We start from the raw sequence: 21,138 nt of genomic DNA on the forward strand, positions 1-21,138 counted from the left end.
ATATGAATGATTTGCACTTGATAAGCCAAAAAACGTAGCTGTTTCTGCGCAAATTCAGAAATTCCTGATAAATCGACCTTTCTGGCAATGTGTCTGTCCGCTGGGTTGTCGTGATGCGGGCAAAAACATCCAATCGATTATGCCGCGTCGGTGTCTTTTTTGCGGATGTTGTGGCTTTTGCGCGAAGCGTGTTTCTGTTCATACATTGCATCATCTGCAATGCGGATCAGTTCCGAGATATCGCTTTTTGCGTCATAGACCGTATGGCCAAAACTTGCCTTGATCGGTAATGCTTTGCCCTGCCATATCAGCGGAAAACGTGCGGTTGCCTGTTGAAGCTGGGTGATGCGTTTTTGTGCGGCATCCGGGCTGCTACCAGTCATCAGAATGGCAAATTCGTCACCGCCAAAGCGTGCAACATAGTCATCAGATCTGGTGTGGGTGCGCAGGTTCTGACCGAAATGCCGCAGCACCGCATCACCCGCAGCATGACCATGTTCGTCGTTGATTTCCTTGAAACCGTCCAGATCGGCAATAACCATCAGGCCGCGTTCGCCTGTGCGTGCCGCGCGTGCCAGTGCCTCGCGCGTGCGCCGCATGAAACCGCGACGGTTATAAAGGCCTGTAAGCTCGTCACTCTCGACCATCAGTTCTAGCTGACGAATGCGATTTTGTTGCTGATCAAGGCGGTTTTGCATGTCACGGGCAAGATCGACCAGTGTCGACAGGGCGTTGCTCTGCTCGGTTTGTTCCGAGGCGCGATTATTGATTGCCGTTTGCTGCTGAAAATCAGCGGCAAGTTCCATGAGCAATTCTATCTGCGACTTTTCCATGGGCTGTCTTGTAATCAATGACAATGAAAGGTGGAACCCTTAAAAGGTAGCTATCGTTGTATCGTTGATGGCGTTACAAGAACCTTAACGCGACACGAAAGAGTTTGTGTTCAAAGAGAATCGTTCACGCACAGGAGAACGACCGATGAAAAACCGGTTGATGGTTGGGTTTGCAAGGAAAGTCGCAGTGTTTGGCGTTGCTGTTGCGCTGTCTGCCTGTTCCGTTCTGGAGAAAGAAAACTTCACCGTTGCTGGTGAAATTACCGATCAGGGCAGGGAATGTGTAACCTTCCGTGCCGAAGATGGAACGCTTTATGCGCTGGCCAACAAGGCAAGCCGATTCCGTCCGGGGGATAAGGTTCGTGTGACCGGGCATAATGCCCTTATGACGACCTGTACCGAAGCAACGACTCTGATCGTCGAAAAGATCGTGTTGCTGTCGCCGGGAAACTGATCACGCGACCACGTCCTAGCGATGTGTAGCAAAACAATCAGTGCCGTCAGATTTAAGCTGGCGGCATTGTTGTTTCGCACCTTCATAACTGGCAAAGCCGGTAAGTTGAAGGCGATGATAAATGCCCTTGGTGCCAAGATCGGCCGTCACAATCTGTTTGGTATGTGCTCTGGAAAGGTCGGGATACCTTACGAGGAAGCTCGCCCAATAGCTTTCGGCTGAAATGGTATCGCGAAATGCACCAAGCTGGATCAGGTAAATCCCGCTTGTGTCGTTCCCAACAATATTTGGTGAACGGGACGCCGTTTCGGTCCTGATTGCAACCATCGGGGTTTGCTTTTCCGTTGCGCCGGTCGGGGCCGGTGCGGATGTGCCGGTTTCGGTTGTTTGGGTCGAAATCACCTTGGTCCTGGTGACGGTTGCAGCTGGTGTTGTCCGATTTTGACGCGCCGGTGCGGTTCCGGTCAGGGTCTGGTAGTACTGGTTTGCCAATGACGGTATTTCTGCGTCGTCTTCAATACTGTTATCAACGGGAATGGTGCCGGGCAGCAAACTTAAGGGCCGGTTTCGGTTCACCGGTTCAGAAGCATGTGCGGGCAAATCCGTCGGGATCATGTCGACACCGGTCGGCATGGTCGGGTTTTCCGGTGTCTGTGCTATTGCCAAAGGCGTTGACGCAGTAGAAATCGCCCCGAAAGCCAGAAAACCGATCAAAAGCAAAAGACCACCCCGATTCCAGGATGCACAAACTCCATGCAACGCAGGTGCTGCATGTTGATTGCGATCACAGGGTGGTCTTGCCATTGTTACATCTCCGCGCGCGGTGGATAGGCATAGCGGTCGCGCAATATGAGATCATTCTTGCGCAGCCGTTCCATGGCCTTGCCATAGACACTGTCCGTCGGATATTGGCCGTCTGTGCGGTCACCCGACGGCATGCCTGCCAAAAGTTCAATTGCGTCATTGATATGTTCAATGGTCCAGATATTGAACTTGCCCTGACGGATCGCCTGAACGACTTCTTCACGCAGGACGACGTTTTCGGCATTGGCTTGTGGAATGATCACGCCCTGATCACCGGTGAAACCCTGATCGGCGCAGATACGATAGAAACCTTCGATCTTGTGCGAAATTCCGCCAACCGGTTGCGCTTCGCCAAACTGGTTCATCGAACCGGTGATGCCGATATTCTGGCGCATTGGAACGTTTGAGATTGCCGATATGATCGCACAAAGCTCTGCCATCGAAGCAGAATCCCCTTCGATCCCGCCATAGTTCTGTTCGAAGGTGACGTTACAGGCAAACGATAGCGGGAATTCCTGAGCAAAGCGCGATTTCAGGAAACCTTCAATCGTCATGACAGATTTTTGTTGCAGCGGGCCGGACATGTCGACCATGCGTTCGATATTCAAAACACCCAGACTCCCGACATATGACCGCGCCGAAACACGGGCCGGAAGGCCAAAGGCATGGTCACCGTAGTCAAGCACGGTCAGGGCGTTGACCTGACCAACAACAGCGCCATAGCTGTCGATCAGGATTTCACGGCGTTGAACGCGTTCGTGTGATCTGTCTTCCAGGCGGGAATTGCGGTGACGTCGTTCTTCGATGGCACGTCTGACATCGGCAGCCCGGATGCTTTCACGGCCATCGGATTTGGCAAGGGCACCGGCCTCAATCCCGACATCTTCAACCCGCTCTATCTGGGCGGTCAGTTTGTCGCGTTCACCGGCCCAACGAGCGGCCTGTCCCAAAAGCTGGCGGATGGCACCGTTGTCGACCGGAATACCCGATCGAGCGAGTGCGGACTCCCGCAGAAGCCCGGTATAGATTGAAATATTGCGCCCGGCTGCGGGCATGTCGGCATCAATGTCGGCTTTCACGCGGAAATGGTTGCGGAAATCCACATCAAGCGAAAAGAAGGTATAGTAGAATTTCGGTGCACCAACGATTACGACCTTGAGATCAAGCGGAATCGGGCGCGGTTCAGGGGCGCCAGCGGTGGGTGGACCGCCCTTGTGCGTTTCTTCGATGCGGATTTCCCGGTCGCGCAGGGCCGCTTTGAGGAAACCCCAGCATTCTTCATGTTCAAGCAGTGATTCAGCACGCAGAACCAGAACCCCGCCATTGGCACGGTGCAATGCGCCCGGCTTGATCAGGCTGAAATGCGGATGCATCCCGCCGCCCATCGGGCGGTACTGAATTTGCCCAAAAAGATTGTCGTAACTCGGACTTGGTTCAAGAACAACATCAGGACATTTGTCACGGGAATGGTCGATCAGAAGATTGACCGCATAACGATCATCGACGGTTTCCGGAATCTTGCCATCACCGCTTTCGATGGCGGGCTGGTCACTGGCTTCTTCGAACGCATCGATATTATCAAGGATGTCCTTTTCAAGTGCTTCGAACCATGCCTTCAGGCCGGGGCTTGTAAATTTGTCGCGCAGTTTCTTGATGCGCGGCTTCAGAACGACCTTTGCCGCACCCCGGCGCAAGCTGTCGAGTGTATCTGCAATCTGTTCTTCAAGATCACGGGTCGAAAGCAGGGTTTTGCGGGCTTCTTCGGCGACTTCTTCAAAGGCATCTTCGGCCTCGTTGCGACGTTCCTTGGGGATTTCGTCAAGTGAAACCGGCTCGCCTTCTTCGTTCAGCGCTACAATCATCACGCCTTTTTCGTTTTCCTGAACATCCAGACCGCGTTCGCGGGCATATTCGCGAAGGGCGTCGAACTTTTCGCGCAACTGCGTGCGGGCTTCTTCGGTCTGTGTCTGGGTTTCGGTCAGATGGGCCGGAGCGTTAAAGGCCGAAACGAACGCTTCGCGTAAATGGGAAATCAGGGTTTCCATCGCCGATAGAAGTTTGCGACCTTCACCTGCGGGAAGGGCATAGGGGCGCGGACGGTTGGTGCGCGAAAAATTGTTCAGATAGACCCAGTCATCCGGGGCTGAACGTTCTTCCATTGCCTTGTTCAGATAGTCAAGGGTCGCGGTCATACGACCGGCACGATCCAGACCCAGAACAAAGATGTTAAAGCCCGGTTCGGACATGGATAAGCCGAATTTAAGGGCTTCTGCTGCACGATAATGCGATGAGAAATCAAAGATTTTCGGCTGTTGGTCTTTATGAGGGCTGCGAATACGGAAATGCGGGAAACCGCAATCTTCTGCGTCAAGGCGGGAAACTGGCATCTGCTGACTTTCTGCTGCCCAAGATAACAAATCATCGGGGGCTTTTGCGCCCCGCAACATATCTTGGAAGCAACGCAATCACGTGGTCAAGCGTTGCTTGCGGAAATAATTGAAATGCCGACAGGAAATCAGGGCGGGGGTGCTTTGGGCCAGAATGTTTATCAGGGATGTCGGCGCGTGTCGCGCCGCGATCCCTGACCAATCAGCAGTCTTTACATGACAACGGCATTGCCGAAATCACTGCTTTTTAGCAATCGATCAACGATTTGGACCCCGCGCCGCAGACGTTCGGTGGAACGTTCCGCACCAAAACAGAGTCGCAATCCGCGCGGGACGTGACCAACAGAAAACTGTTGAGCTGCCGTCAAAAGAACGCCGCTATTTGCCGCATTCATAACAAGCTCGCCCGGATCGATATGGTCGGGCAGTTCAAGCCAGATATGGTAGTTGGTCGGATGGAAGCGGACGTCATATCCCTTGAGTGTTCCCAAAATGACAGCAAGGCGTTGTGCAGCTTCATCACGGTGCCATGCTTCGTACTGGCCAAGGCTGCCATCCATGATCATCCGTGTGACCAGTTCCAGATTGATGGTCGATACCATCCAGCAGGTCGACCGGATCGCACTGGCAAGTTTGCCGATCATTTCGCCAGGGGCATGGATATAGCCGACACGCAAACCGCCGCCGATGCTTTTGGAAACGCCATCAAGATAGATGCTGCGTTCCGGGGCGAAGCAGGAAAGTGGCGGTGGGGCATCGGGATCAAGGAAGTGATAGATGCCATCTTCAATCAGTGTCAGGTCATATTTGCGCAGGATTTCGGCAATCTCGATGCGGCGTTGCTGATCCATGGTGCTGCATAGCGGATTGTGCAGCGTCGGCATCAGATAGATCGCGCGCGGGCTTTGGGTGCGGCAGGCATTCTCCAATGCCTCGGGGATGATGCCCTGATCATCCATGGCAACGCCGCGCAGGCGGAATTGCAGCAAGTTGGCAAGGCTTCGCAAATTGGGATAGGTCAGTTCTTCACACAGGACCAGATCACCCGGTCGTACCGTTGCAAGAAGGGATACAGTCATCCCGTGCTGAACACCGGCCGTTGGAAGGACGCGCTCCGGATTGTCATCCAGTCCGACAAGACCGGCAGCATGTGCCAGCGCTTGGCGTTGATGGGGTACGCCATATTCGGATTTATATGACACCATGTCGTCAATCGGCATTGACCCCGCAATTTCAAGCAATGTCTGACGAATATGACCTTCCTGCGGGGGAAGGGGGCAATTCATGCGGAAATTGATCGGGCCGGTATCTTCGTTGTCGTCTTCAGCGCCATGCGCAAAAGGCGGCTTGCGACCCAACTGGGCCAGATTGTTGGTAAAGGCAAGCGGGATCGGCGCGGTTGCGGCCATATCCAGTTCGGACTGGATGTTATCAAGAACATAGGTCCCTCGTCCGACTTCACCTGCGACAAGTCCCAATCGTTCTGCTTCGCGATATGATCGTGTAATCGTACCGACTGTCACGCCCAGATGATAAGCGAGGTCACGGTGGGTTGGCAGTCGATCACCGGGCTTCAAAGAGCCGTCCTTAACCGCTGCGCGAATGGCCTGCGCGATCTGTCGATAAACAGGACCGCCGGCGTCAGAAAGGTTTGGAAGCCATATTGTCATGGTGACAATGTTTAAATTGACACAATGACAATGTCAATGACAAAACAATATCGAGACAATTAACCGATAGGAGATGGAAATGGTAAATTGTAACGATACAATCCAGCTTCCCGACATTCATGTCAGTGATCGCGCATTGATGAACGGCAAGCAGGGTGAAAAGCCTGCGACCTGGCGCGCGGCGATGATGGATGTTGTCATCTCTGCGGTGGAATATCTTGCACGTCTGCAGGCCCGGTCCCGCGACCGTCATGCAATCCAGTTGCTTGATGATCATATGTTAAAGGATGTAGGGCTTTCGCGTGCCGACATAGATGAAGAACTGTCAAAACCGTTCTGGACCAGGTTGCCACCACGCAGTTAGCCACTGCTGCGTGTGACGGAGGTGCGTGCTCCCATCGTGCCTCCGTCCGGTACATTGTACCAGTTTTGATTAATTGTCTTGATTTGTTAATTTCAGGGATACAATCAGAATGTTCTCCTTGACCGAACTGCGCGCAGCTGCCGATTTCGTGCATCAATATGTGGCACCGACGCCCACAATTCACTGGCCGTTGCTGGATCGTGGCACGGGATTGTCCCTGTATGTCAAACATGAAAACCATACCCGTCTTGGGGCATTCAAGATTCGGGGCGGTCTGACCTTTTGCCGTTATCTCGGCAGTCAGGCCCATAGCAATCGCGGTATCGTGTCGGCAACCCGGGGTAATCACGGACAAAGTCTTGCCCATGCCGCCAGCCGGTTTGGTATGGCAGCAACGATTGTCGTCCCGCACGGAAACTCGGTTGAAAAGAATGCTGCCATGCGGGCATGGGGTGCGGAAGTCATCGAACATGGAGATGATTTTCAGGCCGCGGCTGAATATGCGCAGTCCTATGCCACCCGAGAAGGCGTCGTGATGGTGCCGCCATTCCATGCCGAACTTGTGCGTGGTGTTGCATCCTACGGTCTTGAGTTGTTTGAAGATGTAAAGGGCATTGATCGGGTTTATGTGCCGGTCGGTATGGGGTCGGGCATCTGTTCATTGATTGCCGCGCGCGATGCGCTCGGGATTGATACCGAGATTGTCGGTGTGGTCGCGACCGGCGCGGATGCAGTGCGCCAGTCCTTTATGGCCGGGAAGGTTATTCAGACGTCAGAAGCAAAAACCTTTGCCGATGGTGTTGCCTGTCGCAGTCCGGATCCGAAAGTGATCGAAATCATTAAAAATGGGGCTTCCGACATTGTCGCAGTCGATGACAATCAGATCGCTGATGCCATGCGGCTGTATTTCAGTTGTTGCCATACCCTTGCCGAAGGTGCCGGTGCGCTACCGCTTGCTGCTGCAATTGCAGACCGCGACCGCAATATCGGCAAAAAGGTTGCCCTTATATTGACCGGGGCAAATATCGATCGGGCTGATTTCGCCCGCATCCTTTCAGGAGAGAAAAGATGAACCGCATTTCAAATCGTGCAGCTGTCAGCCCCACTGCGGATGCACGTCATCTCATGTTTGATGACCTTGAAAAGCTTGGCCGCATCCTTGTGGAAACAGGGGATGTCGCCCATGGCTTCATTCAGGGGGCGGATGACATGGATGTAACCTGCCGCGATTTCTCTGCTTTTGACCCCTCGCGCCCCTTATCAGGGCAGGGAAGCGGCACGCTTGATGCGTTGCGGGCAGCCAAGGAAGAAATTCTGCCGCTGCTCGCCGCATCAATCGGACCCCGGTATCTTGGCTTTGTGACGGGGGGCACGACGCCGGCTGCCCTTGCCGGTGACTGGCTGGCTTCAGCGATTGATCAGAATGCAACCGGTCCCGAAGGATCGGTCAATGCTGCTGTCGAAGAGCAAGTCATTAGCTGGCTTTGCGACATGGGCGGATTGCCGCATGACCGCTTTGATGGTGTTTTGACGACCGGCGCAACTGTTTCAAATTTGCTCGGGCTGGTTGCTGCACGTCAATGGTGTGGCGAACGGATTGGCGTCAATATTGATGCTGATGGCGCATCTGTCTTGCCTGACCTAGCGATCTTTGCAGCAAGTCCCCATGCCAGCATGATCAAGGATCTGTCGATCACGGGGATTGGTCGCAACAGCTTTGTCAAAGTCGCTACACTTCCGGGCTCGGAAGAAACTGATATCGTCGATCTGAAGGCAAAGCTTGATGCCAGCGATGCGCGTGGCAAGATTGTGATTACATCGTCAGGGACGGTGAATGCGACCGATTTCGATAATCTCAACGCCATTGCTGATTTGTGTGCCTCTTATGGCGCTTGGTTGCATGTTGATGCAGCATTTGGCCTTTTTGCTGCTCTTGATGATCGCAGGGCGCATTTTCTGGCCGGGATTGAACGGGCGGACTCAGTCACCTCGGACGGTCACAAATGGTTAAATGTGCCATACGATTGCGGGATTTTCCTGACCCGGCATGTCTCTGTTCTGGAAACGTGTTGTCGGGCGTTCGCGCCATATCTTGACACCAAGGCGGATGGCAATAGCTATATCAATCGCGGGGTGGAAAATTCACGACGTTTTCGGGCCTTGCCGCTGTGGATGGCGATCAAAGCCTATGGTCGCGATGGCATGGCGGGCATTGTACGTGCCAACTGTGATCAGGCAGCAGACCTGGCTGCGTGGGTGCGCACCCACGAAAAGCTGGAACTGCTGCGCGAGCCAAAGCTTAACGTTACGATGTTCAGAGCCCTTGGTACTGACGACGATAATCGTGCCTTGCTGGATCGCATTAACGCGACGGGGAAGGTGTTCCTCACGCCAACGGTGTATGGCGGGCATTTTGGATTCCGCGCGGCATTTTCCAACTGGCGTACGCAGGACCATGATCTGGTGATTATCAAGGACGCGATTGAGATGGCTCTGTAAAACGATTTTCAACAGGGTGCGATCCAGCCTTCAAGAATCAAAGAATTCCTATTCAGGATACCGACATGACGACCCAGACTTTGCCGATATATCAGATTGATGCCTTTACTGATCTTTTGTTTGCAGGAAATCCGGCAGCAGTTGTGCCATTGACCCAATGGTTGCCTGATGACGTGCTGCAAAAAATTGCCATGGAAAACAATTTGTCTGAAACGGCGTTCTTTGTTCCCTGTGACAATGATGGTGACGCCGATTTTCACATTCGCTGGTTCACGCCAACCGTGGAAGTGCCGCTATGTGGGCATGCGACCCTTGCCAGTGCATTTGTCATCTTCAATCATCTGGGTTTCCAGAAAGATTTGGTGAAGTTGCAAAGCCAAAGCGGTATTTTGACCGCGGGACGGGACGGGGACGCAATTGTTCTGAACTTCCCCAGGCAGCCAATCACTGCACAGGCAATTTCGGACGAGGTTCTGACTGCACTGGGCGGCGTAAAGCCGGTCGAGGCATATGTGGTTGCAAGCAGGGATACAGATATTGTTGCAGTATATGACGATGCCGCAGCTGTGCGTGGCATGAAACCCGACATGTCGGTGTTGGGCAGGCTTACAGGCCGTGGTGTGATTGTCACAGCACCCGGGGATAAAACCGGACTTGATATGGTGTCGCGCTTCTTCGTTCCGGCGATAGGGATTAACGAAGATCCGGTCACCGGTTATATGCATTGTGTGGTTGCACCATATTGGGCAGGCAGGCTTGGTCAGGCGGAAGTGGTTGGTTATCAGGCATCGGCACGCGGTGGCGTGGTTGTCTGCAAGATTGATGGTGATCGTGTCCATCTTAAGGGCGAAGCGGTTCTGTATCTCAAGGGTGAAATCGTCATCCCGGCCTGAGGGCAGGGCACTTTTTATCTTCATCGTGACAAACGGGCAGCTTGATCGTTGCCCGTTTTTTTCTTGTGTAACAGGCCCCTGAAATTGCTGTTTTTCAATGAAATGCGTCTACCGATTAATCCGCATTGCGCCTGTCCGATGCCGTTTTTTTATTGACCGGCCTATGGGGCTTTCGTCTAAGTAAAGGCAAAATACGATGAATGCGGACCGGGCACATGGCGTTGAAGCTATGCCTTAAACCGCAAGGATGCTGGTTTTACAGGGGTAGATTTATCGTGATCGAAAGTGTTGTCGCCAGTTCTGCGACGTCGATGCAGATGTGGGTGGTCCTTGCACTTGTTGCGGGGTCGCTGGTTCTGTATGGGCTTGAGCGCATTTCGCTCGAACTGACCAGCATGGCGCTGATTGCAACCCTGTTGCTGTTCTTTGAATTCTTCCCGCTTCTGGATGCAGACGGTCACAACATGATGGGGGCCGATACCATCATGTCGGGCTTTGCCAATCCGGCTTTGCTGACTGTTCTGTCGTTACTTGTTGTCGGGCAGGGCATGGTTCTGACCGGTGGTGTTAGCTATATCGCCGGTCTGATTACTGAACATGGCGGGAAAAACGCGTCCGTTGCAATTTTCATCGGCCTGTTTGTTGTGATGCTGATGTCGGCATTTCTCAACAATACCCCGGTTGTCGTTATCTTTATCCCGATTATTCAAGCTCTTGCAGAGCGTATTGAGCGTTCACCGAGCGCGTTGATGATCCCGCTATCCTATGCGGCGATCCTTGGCGGGATGACAACCTTGATTGGTTCTTCTACCAACCTTCTGGTGTCGAGTTCGCTGATTGAACTGGGGATGCCGGGGCTTGAGTTCTTCGAATTCACGGCGATTGGTAGTGTGCTTGCGATCAGCGGCTTTATCTATGTCCTGTTTGTCGCTCCAAGACTTTTGCCTGCCCTTGCATCCATGCGCAGCAAGCTCACCAATCCCGATAGCAGTGGCAAACAGTTCATCGCCCAGATCACGGTGGGACCGGCATCGCAGATGATCGGAACCCGTCCTGTTGCCGGATTTTTCAAGAATCTTCCAAACATCACCATTCAGATGATCGTTCGTCGTGAACATGCTGAATTACCGCCATTTGAAAGCGACATGGAAATTCAGGCCGGTGACGTTCTGGTAGTTGCGGCCACGCGCAAGGCATTGACCGAGGCACTTCAAAAAGACCCCGGTCTCTTGCATGCCGATGCTGCGGCGGTTAACAGTGACGGCGAAGAAACCCCGCAAAAGGCAACACAGCTTCTTGCCGAGGTTATGTTGCCGCCGGGCTCGCGTCTGATTGGTTTTAACCTTGAACAGATCGGTTTCCGGTATCAGTACAAATGCCTTGTTCTGGGCATTCAACGTCGTTCGCGCATGATACGAACACAAATGACCGAAATCCGGCTTGAGGCTGGTGACGTGCTTTTGGTGCAGGGGCGTTCCGAAGATGTTGAAGCACTTCGAACCATTCGCGATGTGGTGCTGCTGGAATGGTCAACGCGTACATTGCCCCGTCCGTTCCATGCCCGTCGTGCGGCGACCATTTTCCTTGGCGTCATTGCGCTGGCGGCAACCGGTGTTGTGCCGATTGTGGTTTCGAGCTTCATCGGTGCGGGTTTGATGATCGCATCGGGTGCGCTTAACTTGCGTCAGGCATCGCGTGCAATTGATCGAAAAATTGTGCTTCTGGTTGCTGCTGCACTGGCACTTGGTAATGCCCTGCAACTGACCGGTGGTGCGGAATTCGTTGCCGATCAGCTTTTGACTGCGACGCGCGGGGCGCCAGCACCTGTGATCCTGTCGATGTTCTTCCTGATCGTGGCGGCCTTTACCAACGTTCTGTCAAACAATGCCTGCGCTGTATTGTTCACGCCGATCGGAATCGGAATGGCGCAGCAGCTTGGCGTACCTCCGCATATCTTTGCGATTGCGGTGGTGATGGCGGCAAACTGTTCGTTTGCATCGCCGGTTGGCTACCAGACCAACCTGCTTGTTATGGGGCCGGGGCACTATCGGTTCGTTGACTTCCTGAAGGCTGGAACGCCGCTGATCATTGTGCTTTGGATTGTTTTTAGCCTGTTTGCGCCCTGGTATTACGATATCCCGTTCTAGGGGCCGCATTGCGCCAAACCATTAGCGACCCTCATACACGGGCCAGCCATGCAAAATTGGCTGGCTTGTTTGTGTCGAAGGCGTTTGACTTTTGCCTTTGTCTCAATAGGATCAGCCCCCTAATTTGATCAGGAATGATCCGCGCGGATTGTTCCAGCTGCTCAGGAATATGCCGATGGCCCAGAATGCCGAGAATACTGCTTTCGCAAAGCCCGCACTTCGTCCAGCAAGCCCGCATTTTTCGTCGGGTCCGTGCAAAAAGCGCCCGGGCTGGTCTGCATCTGCACTCGAAACGGAAATTCTTGGTCGTTCCCATCGTTCCAAACTGGGCAAACAGCGCCTTGAAGAGGTTATCGACCGTTCGCGCGCGATCCTGAATCTGCCGGATGATTATCTTTTGGGTGTGGTTCCGGCGTCTGATACCGGTGCTGTTGAAATGACGCTTTGGTCGATGCTTGGTGCGCGTGGTGTTGATATGCTGGCTTGGGAAAGCTTTGGTGCGACCTGGGTCAGTGACGTTATCAAACAGCTGAAACTCGAAGATGTTCGCACCCTTGAAGCGGATTACGGCAAGTTGCCCGATCTTGGTGCTGTCGATTTTGACCGAGACGTTGTCTTTACCTGGAACGGTACGACGGCAGGCGTGCGTGTGCCCAATGGCGACTGGATTGCTAATGATCGCAAAGGTCTGACGATCTGTGATGCGACCTCGGCGATCTTTGCGATGGAACTGCCATGGGACAAGCTCGACGTTGTAACCTATAGCTGGCAGAAAGTCCTGGGCGGCGAGGGCGGTCACGGTGTGATCATTCTGAGCCCGCGTGCGGTTGAGCGTCTGGAAAGCCATGAGCCTGCATGGCCGATGCCCAAAATCTTCCGCATGACCAAGGGCGGCAAGTTGATTGATGGTATTTTCCGTGGCGAAACCATCAATACACCCTCGATGCTGGTGGTCGAAGATGCGATTGACGCCCTGAAATGGGCCGAAGACATCGGCGGCCTAGAAGGCCTTTTGGCTCGAACCCGGGAAAATCGTGCGCATCTTGATGCCTGGCTGGCGACAAGTGACTGGGCCGCTGATCTTGCAGAAGATCCGGCAACGGCGTCGAACACGTCGATGTGCATCAAGATTGTCGATCCTTGGGCGCTTTCGCTTTCGGCGGATCAGCAGGCTGCATTGCCCAAAAAGATATCGCAGCTTCTTGAAGCGGAAAATGTTGCACTTGATATCAATGGCTATCGCGACGCGCCGGCTGGACTGAGAATTTGGGGCGGCGCGACGGTCGAACCAAGTGATATCAAGGCACTTTTGCCTTGGCTTGACTGGGCGTATTCGGTGGTAAAAGCCGAATTTAACGCTGGCTAACGGATATTTCGTACGTATTATTTGCGTTTTTGGGGTTTTCCCCGTTGCTCTGTCCGGCACAACGCGGTAGTAACCGCTACCGGATAGTGAGCCCTGAGTAAAACTCGGGACGTTATCGAGCCTAATTGAATTTGCGCGCCTCGTCCGGGAAAGCACACAATATGACCGAACTCGCCAGGAAAGCACTTTTGCCCGCCGGCCTGCAGGATGTCCTGCCAGGAACCGCCGCACGGGAAGCCGAAATCCGCGAAAAGCTGATGGCCAGTCTGGCACATGCAGGCTATGACCGGGTAAAGACCCCGCTGGTCGAGTTTGAGGAAAGCCTGCTTGAAGGTGCGGCGCCTGAACTTGCTACCCAGACTTTCCGTCTTATGGATCCTGAATCTAGCCGCATGATGGGCGTGCGTTCCGACATGACCCCGCAGGTCGGTCGAATTGCAGCAACCCGTCTTGGCGATGCACCACGTCCGCTGCGTCTGTCCTATTCGGGCGATGTCTTGCGGATCAAAGGATCTCATCTGCGCCCGGAACGTCAGTTCGCCCAGGTTGGTGCGGAACTGATCGGTGTTTCAAGTGCGGCTGCAGATACCGAGATTGTTCTTCTTGCACTTGAAGCGCTTGAAAGCATCGGTCTTGCAGATGTTTCGGTCGATCTTAATCTTCCGACACTTCCTGTTCGTCTGTTTGATGCATTCGGTGTGTCGCGTGATGATCGCGAAGCCCTGACCGAAGCACTTGAGCGCCGGGATGTTGCCGCTCTTCGTGCGCTTGATGGCAAGGTGACCGACGTTCTTGTCGCCTTGCTCGAAGCAGCCGGTCCGGCAATCACAGCACTGCCAAAGCTTAAAAAGCTTGAATTGCCACTGGGTGCATCCGAAGAGCTGTATCGCCTGATAGATGTGGCAGAGCGCGTGCTGGCATCTGACCTTGATGCTGCCCTTACCATTGATCCGGTCGAAATGGCCGGTTTCCGATATCAGACAGGTGTCAGCTTCACGCTGTTTGCCCGCAATGTGCGTGGTGAGATCGGTCGCGGAGGCCGTTATCGCGCGGGCGGCGCATCTGGCGAGGCCGCAACCGGGATGTCGCTTTATATGGACAGTATTCTGCGCGGTCTTCCTGATGCAGAACCGCTTTCGCGTGTTTATCTGCCGCTTGGTACGCCACAGCGTGAAGCGCGTCAGCTGCGTGCAGAAGGTTATTACACCGTTGCCGCCCTTGAAGGGGCCGCCGAAGCAAAAACAGAAGATGCCGCGCGGATCGAAGCGCGCCGTATGGGCTGTGACTTTATTTACCTTGGCGGCCAGGTCGTGCCGCTCAACGCCTAATCGAACGAAATTTTTATCGCGCAAGGAGTTTTGCGATGACCAATGTTGCCGTGATCGGTTCCCAGTGGGGGGACGAAGGTAAAGGCAAGATCGTCGACTGGCTGTCCGAACGGGCAGACGTCGTTGTGCGTTTTCAGGGTGGTCATAACGCCGGTCATACTTTGGTGATCGACGGTGTTACCTACAAGCTGAGCCTGTTGCCGTCGGGTATTGTTCGCCAGAACAAGCTGTCGGTAATCGGCAACGGTGTTGTTGTTGATCCCTGGGCACTGCTTGCGGAAATTGCGCGCCTGAAAGAGCAGGGCGTCGACATTACCCCGGACAACCTGCGTCTGGCGGAAAATGCCTGCCTGATCCTGCCGCTGCATGGCAACCTTGATCGCGCACGTGAAGCTGCTGCATCGGGTGACAACAAGATCGGCACCACCGGCCGTGGTATCGGTCCGGCATATGAAGACCGTGTTGGTCGTCGTGCAATCCGTGTTGGTGATCTTGCTGATGTTGACCTGCTGGAAGCAAAGGTTGAAAACCTGCTGACCCACCATAATGCGCTTCTGCGTGGTCTTGGTCAGCCGGAAGTCGATGGCGCAGAACTGCTCGCGCAGCTCAAGGAAATTGCACCGAAAATCCTGCCGTTCTCTGACACCGTCTGGAAATCGCTGAACCAGTTCAAAGAAGCTGGCAAGCGCATCCTGTTCGAAGGTGCGCAGGGCACGATGCTTGATATCGACCACGGCACGTATCCGTTCGTGACCTCGTCGAACACTGTATCGGGTCAGGCTGCTGCCGGTTCTGGCATGGGCCCGTCGGGGGTCGGTTATGTTCTTGGTATCACCAAGGCCTATACCACCCGCGTTGGCGAAGGTCCGTTCCCGTCCGAACTGTTTGACGCAGATGGCGACCGCCTTGGTGAGCGTGGTCATGAATTCGGTGTTGTTACCGGTCGCAAGCGTCGTTGCGGCTGGTTCGATGCTGCTCTTGTCCGCCAGTCGGTCAAGGTTAACGGTATCACCGGTATTGCACTGACCAAGCTTGACGTTCTTGATGGCTTTGATGAAATCAAGATCTGCACCGGGTATGACATTGATGGCAAGATCTATGATCATCTTCCGGCAAACCAGCGTCTGCAGGCAAAAGCAAAGCCGGTTTATGAAACCATTGAAGGCTGGTCTGAAACGACCATGGGTGCGCGCAGCTGGGCCGATCTTCCGGCCGCTGCGATCAAATATGTGCGCCGTGTCGAAGAACTGATCGAAGCGCCGGTTGCGCTGCTTTCAACCAGTCCTGAGCGTGACGACACCATTCTGGTTCACGACCCGTTCAGTGCCTGATTGCCAATTTGTGCTCTGCACTGCAAAGCCACCAGTTCCGACTGGTGGCTTTTTTCGTTTTGTCTGAATGCCTTGGCTGTGAACAGGCTTGCGTGGCAGGTGCATAACAACTTGCCCCTATGCGATATCAGAAGTATCGTTTTATCAACCTTTTAAAGGTAGCGTACTGAAGGACGCGTCAGGAAGACCGTAATTCAGGATATACGCGCCCCTATAAATGATAACTCGTAAAGAAATATCGGGATCATGGCAGAGCAAGCAGAAGACCAGGAACAGGAAGTTTCGGACGGTACTTCACAAGCTCCGGTGATGGATGCACCGGGCGGGGGGACATCTGCGCCCGCTGATCAGGATGACGTCACGGAAGACATTCTGGAGATCTCCACTGGCGGCAAAAGTGTCGAGATCGGAAACTTCAGGATATTCCTTGATCTTCGCATGCCTGAATTCGATATGGGACATTGCAAGGCCTATTCCGCGGATAACCTGCGTCGGGATGAAGGCAGTGCCTTTGCGGTTGTCACCGATCCGGTTTTGCCAACGCGTCATGATCACATCCAGTTTCTGACCGGTATGCACATGGCAGGTCAGATTGATCTGATTGACCATGAAATCGCCTACTGGCCGCCGTTCGGGCGCAACACAATGGTTTTGTTCTACGAAAAACCATCTGGTGGTCGTGTTGTTCTTGGCGAAGGCAAAAAGCCGATCATTGACGAACACGATATTTCAACAGTTGTCGTCGAACCGATCATCGGTGTCTTGCAGGCATTTGCAGATAAGGGACTTGCCCATCGTAATATCCGGGCGGGTAACCTGTTTTTTGGTGATCCGTTACGCCAAAAGGTTGTTCTGGGGGACTGTTGTGCGGCTCCACCAGGTTATTCGCAGCCTTTGGTATATGAAACCACGGCACGCATGAGTGCCGATATTGCAGGGCGTGGTGCTGGCACCCCAGCTGATGATCTGTATGCGCTTGGTGTGACACTCGCGGAGCTCGGCATTGGCCACAGACCGCTGAGCAAGCTGAGCGATCAGGAAATTATGGATCTCAAGCTTTCAAAGGGATCGTTCCAAGCGATTGCCTCCCAGGAAAGGTTGCCTCTTATCCTGATTGAGCCGGTGCGCGGGTTGCTGTGCGATGATGCAGAAGAGCGTTGGGGCTTCAATGAGCTTAATGCATGGCTTGACGGGCGACGTACCAAGCCGGTTCAGTCCAATACCGAAAAGCGTGCGGCGCGTTCACAAAACCTTTCAGGCCGGGATTACTATACCGTTCGTGCCCTTGCACAAGGCATGGCAAAAAACTGGGTCAGTGCGCTGGCACCATTGCGTGAAGGTACAATTGAAATCTGGCTAAGGCGTGGTCTTGGCGACAATGACCGTGCAAAGGCACTGGCCGATGCAATGCGCCAGTTGCAATGGGCCGGTGCCGACAAACGTTCTGCCGAGGATGTTCTCGTCGCACGTGCCATTTTGATCATGGATCATGAAGGGCCGGTCCGGTTCAAGGGATTTTCGGCCATGATTGACGGGGTCGGCTACATGCTGTCCTATGATGTTCAGCATGGTCGCGGACCGCAACGTTTTGCTGATGTGATTGTTCGCGATATTCCGTCCTACTGGTTCGGTCGACAGGAAGGCTATAGCTCGGAAGTTCAGAAGCTCCAGCAGCTCTATAAGAACCTGCGCTACTACATTCAGCAACAAAGTGCCGGTTACGGGTATGAGCGTTGCCTTTACACGCTGGTACGCAATCAGCATTGTCTGAGCCCGTTGATCGAACAGGATTATGTTGTCGAGATTTCGCAACTTCTACCTGCTTTGGAAAAGGCCGCAGAAAATGCGTCCGAGGATACCTGGCCGGTTGATCGTCACATTGCTGCTTTTATCGCAACGCGCCTTGAAGATGATATTGAAGGCCAGTTGATGGCAATGCAAAACCCGTCTGACGAGGTGGAGTATAGCCGGGCAATTATCAGCATGCTGGCTATTGTTCAGTGGCGTCACGGACCAGACAACCTGCAAAACCTGTCGCACTGGGTTGCACGTTTGATGGAACCGGCCATCAAGGTCTTCCATAGCAAGGCGCGCCGTGAACGGGTTGAAACCGAAATCCCGAAACTGGCAAAGCGCGGTAATCTGGTTGAGCTTTACAATCTGATCAATGACGAGCAGGAGCGCCGCAAGGACCAGTCCGAGTTTGTCGAGGCCGTTGCCGAATATTCCGAGGCGGAAAGCGAGGTCTTTGATCTCGAATCGTCTGGCCCGGCACGTCTGGAGCTCGCCGAAAAAGTCGGGCAACAGGCAGCTGCCTTTGCGTCGACCATGATTGCGTTGCTGACGGTATCAGCGCTGTTTCTGATCCATATCTTTTAGGGGGCCGACATGGCAAGAGGTAGAGGCCCTAAAAAGGGGCGCAGCGCATTTTCCGGATTGTCGGTTGTTGCTTCGGCGGTGCTGTTATTTATCGTCGCACTCCCGACCTTTATCACCCTGGTTGTCGGGTTGTTGCCATCGATGGTTGCTTTCATTTTTGATCGCAGCCCGGGACGGACAATGGCACGCTGTGTCTTTGGTCTGAATTTTTCGGGTGTTGCACCCTATATCCTTGAGCTTTGGCTTGTCCCTGCCCAAACCGTTGGTGGTGCAACCCAGCAAATCTTTCAGCCATTGGCCCTGTCAATTATGTATGGCGCCGCCGGGCTCGGCTGGCTGCTGTATTTGGCAATGCCGCCAATTGTTGCGAATGTACTGAACCTCTCAGCCCAGCGTCGGGTAGGGGAGCTGCGTAAAAAACAGCGCACTCTGATCAAGACATGGGGGGACAGTTTGATTAAGGAAGTGGATCGATCCGGCAACTGATCCCACTACTTTCTGTCTCAAAAATTCCTGAACAGAACAAAAGAACGGCGGACTTTATGTCCGCCGTAGTTTGTTGCAAGGGGGGAAATATAAGCAGACTATTCCTGCAATTTGATTAGTGTGGCAGATCGCTATGGATCGATTTACGGACTTTTTCAAAGGCCCGAACTTCGATTTGCCGGATGCGTTCGCGTGAAATGCCGTAAGCAACGCTAAGATTTTCCAGTGTTACCGGGCTTTCAAGCAGGCGACGCTGTGTCAGGATGTCGCGTTCGCGGTCATTGAGATGTGACATCGCGCTCTTGAGCATATTCATGCGCTGAAGGAATTCTTCGCGTTTGCCAAAAAGCGTTTCCTGGTCTTCATCTTCGCTTTCGATCCAGTCCATCCATTCGCCATCACCGTCAATCCGGACAGGCGCATTAAGCGAATGATCCGGACCGGCAAGGCGGCGGTTCATCATGATCACGTCGTCTTCGGAAACATTCAGCTTGGTTGCGATGAGCTCGACCTGTTCAGGCAACAGATCCCCTTCATCAATGGCCTGCATCTGGCTTTTGAGTTTGCGAAGGTTAAAGAACAGCTTCTTCTGTGCTGCTGTGGTGCCCATTTTCACAAGTGACCAGGAATGAAGGATATATTCCTGAATTGCTGCGCGGATCCACCACATGGCGTAGGTTGCAAGACGGAAACCCTTATCAGGGTCGAAACGTTTGACGGATTGAAGCAGGCCGACATTGCCTTCAGAAATCAGTTCATTCAAAGGCAAGCCATAGCCGCGATAGCTCATGGCGATCTTGGCAACCAGCCGAAGGTGGCTGGTGATCAGTTTTTCCGCCGACTTGTCGCATTCCTTGTCACGGAAATTACAGGCGTACGTCGTTTCCTGTTCCGGGGTAAGCATCGGGTAACGGCGGATACGCTGTAGATATACTGTCAGACCATCCTGAGAGATTACTGGAAGAGCATTTCCCTGTTTCATTGAAGCCTCCCGTTATGCTTCGTAATGGTGCTGTTATCCCCTAGCACCATCTGAAGCTTATACGGGGGTATTAGATGTCGTCAATGACTTTTCGACCATAAAGGTTAGGTCAACCTACCCCATGGGATAGGTTTAGGCTTTCAATGAGGTCTTTCAGGTCGTCTGGCAAGGGGGCGGTTGTAGAAATATATTTACCGGTACGGGGGTGGACAAAGCCAAGTGTTCTGGCGTGTAGAGCCTGTTTGTTGAATGCGTTCAGTAATTCTTGCGTCTTGAAGTTGCACTTCTGTGAATTTTTATTCCTGCCGTAGACCGGATCACAAACAAGTGAGTGACCGATATGGGTCATATGAACCCTGATTTGGTGCGTCCGACCGGTTGCGAGGCGGCACTCAACCAGAGATGCTAACGAGTCGTCACGAATCTTGAGGGTTTTGTAATGAGTTAGTGCGTATTTTCCCGCATTTTCAAGAACGGCCATCTTCTTACGGTTGCGCGGGCTGCGCCCGATATTGCCTTCTATATCGCCTTCCAGTGGTTTTGGAACGCCCCACACTACGGCAAGATATGCTCGATCAATATTCTCCTTGTCTTCGGAAAACAGGGTCGAGAGGGCTCTGTGGGCCATATCATTTTTGGCAACGACCATTGCGCCGCTGGTGTCCTTGTCCAGGCGATGAACGATACCCGGCCGCTTCACGCCCCCAATCCCCGACAGACTGTCACCACAATGGGCCAGCAACGCGTTCACAAGTGTTCCGCTTTCATTACCCGCAGCCGGATGTACAACCATGCCAGCCGGCTTGTTGATCACCAAAAGGTCGTCATCCTCATATAGAATGTCGAGTTTGATATCCTCGGCAACCGGCTCTGCTGCCTCGGCGGGCGGAATAACAAGGCTGAAAACATCACCCTGTTTGACCTTTGCCGACATTTTTCGTGCGACAGTCCCGTTCAGACTAAGGTGGCCATCCTCGATCAATGACTTGATGCGCGAACGCGACTGTTCGGGCCATGCGGTTGCCAGCACCTTGTCAAGGCGGGCCCCTTCGTCATCGGCGGTCGCGATATAGCTGAGTTCTTCTGGCATCTGGTCACAATCGGTCATGTGTCTGAATGTTATTGTATGGGGGACATTCTTTGAAACTGGTTAAGCCGTCTTCAGCGCAGCTTGTAGCCGTTTTGTGCGCGATTGCAACGAAATGCAAGAAATCG

Annotated in this window: 17 protein-coding genes; 11 read left to right on the plus strand and 6 right to left on the minus strand. The window is 53.5% G+C overall.

The window, feature by feature from the left end; all coding sequences use genetic code 11:
- Nucleotides 1-137 precede the first annotated feature (137 nt).
- On the minus strand, nucleotides 138-833 hold the full coding sequence (locus WA318_RS09570) for a GGDEF domain-containing protein (protein WP_114097645.1): 696 nt from the start codon (nucleotides 831-833) through the stop codon (nucleotides 138-140).
- A gap of 145 nt (nucleotides 834-978) precedes the next feature.
- Between WA318_RS09570 and WA318_RS09575 the strand changes: the two genes are divergently transcribed.
- Nucleotides 979-1,287 (plus strand): DUF5818 domain-containing protein, encoded by a 309-nt coding sequence (locus tag WA318_RS09575; RefSeq protein WP_114097646.1) that lies wholly within the window; start codon nucleotides 979-981, stop codon nucleotides 1,285-1,287.
- A 15-nt stretch (nucleotides 1,288-1,302) separates the two neighbouring features.
- Here WA318_RS09575 and WA318_RS09580 read toward each other — a convergent pair whose 3' ends face one another.
- From WA318_RS09580 to WA318_RS09590, 3 genes are all read right to left on the minus strand, one after another.
- Nucleotides 1,303-2,091, minus strand: coding sequence for an SPOR domain-containing protein (locus WA318_RS09580; protein WP_336080720.1), 789 nt, complete (start codon nucleotides 2,089-2,091; stop codon nucleotides 1,303-1,305).
- A gap of 2 nt (nucleotides 2,092-2,093) precedes the next feature.
- On the minus strand, nucleotides 2,094-4,478 hold the full coding sequence (locus tag WA318_RS09585) for a Lon protease family protein (RefSeq protein WP_114097779.1): 2,385 nt from the start codon (nucleotides 4,476-4,478) through the stop codon (nucleotides 2,094-2,096).
- Between the two features lie 212 nt (nucleotides 4,479-4,690).
- Nucleotides 4,691-6,148 carry an aminotransferase-like domain-containing protein gene (locus WA318_RS09590; protein WP_114097648.1) on the minus strand — a complete coding sequence of 486 codons (1,458 nt, stop codon included), beginning with the start codon at nucleotides 6,146-6,148 and terminating at the stop codon, nucleotides 4,691-4,693.
- A gap of 79 nt (nucleotides 6,149-6,227) precedes the next feature.
- On the opposite strand from WA318_RS09590, the gene WA318_RS09595 reads away from it, so the two are divergent.
- The 10 genes from WA318_RS09595 to WA318_RS09640 all read left to right on the plus strand — a co-directional run bounded on the left by WA318_RS09595 (nucleotide 6,228) and on the right by WA318_RS09640 (nucleotide 18,941).
- On the plus strand, nucleotides 6,228-6,512 hold the full coding sequence (locus WA318_RS09595; RefSeq protein ID WP_114097780.1) for a DUF1127 domain-containing protein: 285 nt from the start codon (nucleotides 6,228-6,230) through the stop codon (nucleotides 6,510-6,512).
- Nucleotides 6,513-6,621: 109 nt separating this feature from the next.
- The gene (locus tag WA318_RS09600) at nucleotides 6,622-7,584 is read left to right on the plus strand and encodes a threonine dehydratase (protein WP_114097649.1); all 963 of its coding nucleotides are present in this window, start codon (nucleotides 6,622-6,624) and stop codon (nucleotides 7,582-7,584) included.
- Nucleotides 7,581-9,011 (plus strand): pyridoxal phosphate-dependent decarboxylase family protein, encoded by a 1,431-nt coding sequence (locus WA318_RS09605; RefSeq protein WP_336080721.1) that lies wholly within the window; start codon nucleotides 7,581-7,583, stop codon nucleotides 9,009-9,011. Before WA318_RS09600 ends, WA318_RS09605 begins: the two co-directional genes overlap by 4 nt.
- A 65-nt stretch (nucleotides 9,012-9,076) precedes the next feature.
- On the plus strand, nucleotides 9,077-9,904 hold the full coding sequence (locus WA318_RS09610; protein ID WP_336080722.1) for a PhzF family phenazine biosynthesis protein: 828 nt from the start codon (nucleotides 9,077-9,079) through the stop codon (nucleotides 9,902-9,904).
- Between the two features lie 275 nt (nucleotides 9,905-10,179).
- Nucleotides 10,180-12,051: an SLC13 family permease gene (locus tag WA318_RS09615; protein ID WP_114097652.1), complete on the plus strand. Its 1,872-nt coding sequence runs from the start codon at nucleotides 10,180-10,182 to the stop codon at nucleotides 12,049-12,051.
- 175 nt (nucleotides 12,052-12,226) lie between these two features.
- Nucleotides 12,227-13,417 carry a phosphoserine transaminase gene (locus WA318_RS09620; protein WP_336080723.1) on the plus strand — a complete coding sequence of 397 codons (1,191 nt, stop codon included), beginning with the start codon at nucleotides 12,227-12,229 and terminating at the stop codon, nucleotides 13,415-13,417.
- 161 nt (nucleotides 13,418-13,578) lie between these two features.
- Nucleotides 13,579-14,745, plus strand: coding sequence for an ATP phosphoribosyltransferase regulatory subunit (locus WA318_RS09625; protein WP_336080724.1), 1,167 nt, complete (start codon nucleotides 13,579-13,581; stop codon nucleotides 14,743-14,745).
- A gap of 35 nt (nucleotides 14,746-14,780) precedes the next feature.
- Nucleotides 14,781-16,076, plus strand: coding sequence for an adenylosuccinate synthase (locus WA318_RS09630; RefSeq protein WP_336080725.1), 1,296 nt, complete (start codon nucleotides 14,781-14,783; stop codon nucleotides 16,074-16,076).
- Between the two features lie 246 nt (nucleotides 16,077-16,322).
- Entirely contained in the window at nucleotides 16,323-18,455 is a 2,133-nt protein-coding gene (locus WA318_RS09635; RefSeq protein WP_336080726.1) for a protein kinase family protein, read from the plus strand.
- A gap of 9 nt (nucleotides 18,456-18,464) precedes the next feature.
- Nucleotides 18,465-18,941: a hypothetical protein gene (locus tag WA318_RS09640; RefSeq protein ID WP_336080727.1), complete on the plus strand. Its 477-nt coding sequence runs from the start codon at nucleotides 18,465-18,467 to the stop codon at nucleotides 18,939-18,941.
- Nucleotides 18,942-19,056: 115 nt separating this feature from the next.
- Here WA318_RS09640 and rpoH read toward each other — a convergent pair whose 3' ends face one another.
- Together rpoH and WA318_RS09650 are read right to left on the minus strand one after the other, a co-directional pair.
- Nucleotides 19,057-19,923: an RNA polymerase sigma factor RpoH gene (gene rpoH / locus WA318_RS09645; RefSeq protein ID WP_114097657.1), complete on the minus strand. Its 867-nt coding sequence runs from the start codon at nucleotides 19,921-19,923 to the stop codon at nucleotides 19,057-19,059.
- Between the two features lie 109 nt (nucleotides 19,924-20,032).
- Nucleotides 20,033-21,031 (minus strand): RluA family pseudouridine synthase, encoded by a 999-nt coding sequence (locus tag WA318_RS09650; protein WP_336080728.1) that lies wholly within the window; start codon nucleotides 21,029-21,031, stop codon nucleotides 20,033-20,035.
- Between the last annotated feature and the right edge of the window lie 107 nt (nucleotides 21,032-21,138).

The organism is Thalassospira sp. CH_XMU1448-2 (assembly GCF_037027285.1).
GTDB lineage: Bacteria > Pseudomonadota > Alphaproteobacteria > Rhodospirillales > Thalassospiraceae > Thalassospira > Thalassospira profundimaris_C.

What these genes read in the sequence shown, in the direction of transcription:
- WA318_RS09640 (WP_336080727.1), top strand. Translation starts at nt 18,465, where the DNA reads ATGGCAAGAGGTAGAGGCCCTAAAAAGGGGCGCAGCGCATTTTCCGGA.
- WA318_RS09635 (WP_336080726.1), top strand. Translation starts at nt 16,323, where the DNA reads ATGGCAGAGCAAGCAGAAGACCAGGAACAGGAAGTTTCGGACGGTACT.
- WA318_RS09575 (WP_114097646.1), top strand. Translation starts at nt 979, where the DNA reads ATGAAAAACCGGTTGATGGTTGGGTTTGCAAGGAAAGTCGCAGTGTTT.
- WA318_RS09625 (WP_336080724.1), top strand. Translation starts at nt 13,579, where the DNA reads ATGACCGAACTCGCCAGGAAAGCACTTTTGCCCGCCGGCCTGCAGGAT.
- WA318_RS09630 (WP_336080725.1), top strand. Translation starts at nt 14,781, where the DNA reads ATGACCAATGTTGCCGTGATCGGTTCCCAGTGGGGGGACGAAGGTAAA.
- WA318_RS09605 (WP_336080721.1), top strand. Translation starts at nt 7,581, where the DNA reads ATGAACCGCATTTCAAATCGTGCAGCTGTCAGCCCCACTGCGGATGCA.
- WA318_RS09590 (WP_114097648.1), bottom strand. Translation starts at nt 6,148, where the DNA reads ATGACAATATGGCTTCCAAACCTTTCTGACGCCGGCGGTCCTGTTTAT.
- WA318_RS09650 (WP_336080728.1), bottom strand. Translation starts at nt 21,031, where the DNA reads ATGACCGATTGTGACCAGATGCCAGAAGAACTCAGCTATATCGCGACC.
- WA318_RS09580 (WP_336080720.1), bottom strand. Translation starts at nt 2,091, where the DNA reads ATGGCAAGACCACCCTGTGATCGCAATCAACATGCAGCACCTGCGTTG.
- WA318_RS09610 (WP_336080722.1), top strand. Translation starts at nt 9,077, where the DNA reads ATGACGACCCAGACTTTGCCGATATATCAGATTGATGCCTTTACTGAT.
- WA318_RS09585 (WP_114097779.1), bottom strand. Translation starts at nt 4,478, where the DNA reads ATGCCAGTTTCCCGCCTTGACGCAGAAGATTGCGGTTTCCCGCATTTC.
- WA318_RS09595 (WP_114097780.1), top strand. Translation starts at nt 6,228, where the DNA reads ATGGTAAATTGTAACGATACAATCCAGCTTCCCGACATTCATGTCAGT.
- rpoH (WP_114097657.1), bottom strand. Translation starts at nt 19,923, where the DNA reads ATGAAACAGGGAAATGCTCTTCCAGTAATCTCTCAGGATGGTCTGACA.
- WA318_RS09600 (WP_114097649.1), top strand. Translation starts at nt 6,622, where the DNA reads ATGTTCTCCTTGACCGAACTGCGCGCAGCTGCCGATTTCGTGCATCAA.
- WA318_RS09570 (WP_114097645.1), bottom strand. Translation starts at nt 833, where the DNA reads ATGGAAAAGTCGCAGATAGAATTGCTCATGGAACTTGCCGCTGATTTT.
- WA318_RS09620 (WP_336080723.1), top strand. Translation starts at nt 12,227, where the DNA reads ATGGCCCAGAATGCCGAGAATACTGCTTTCGCAAAGCCCGCACTTCGT.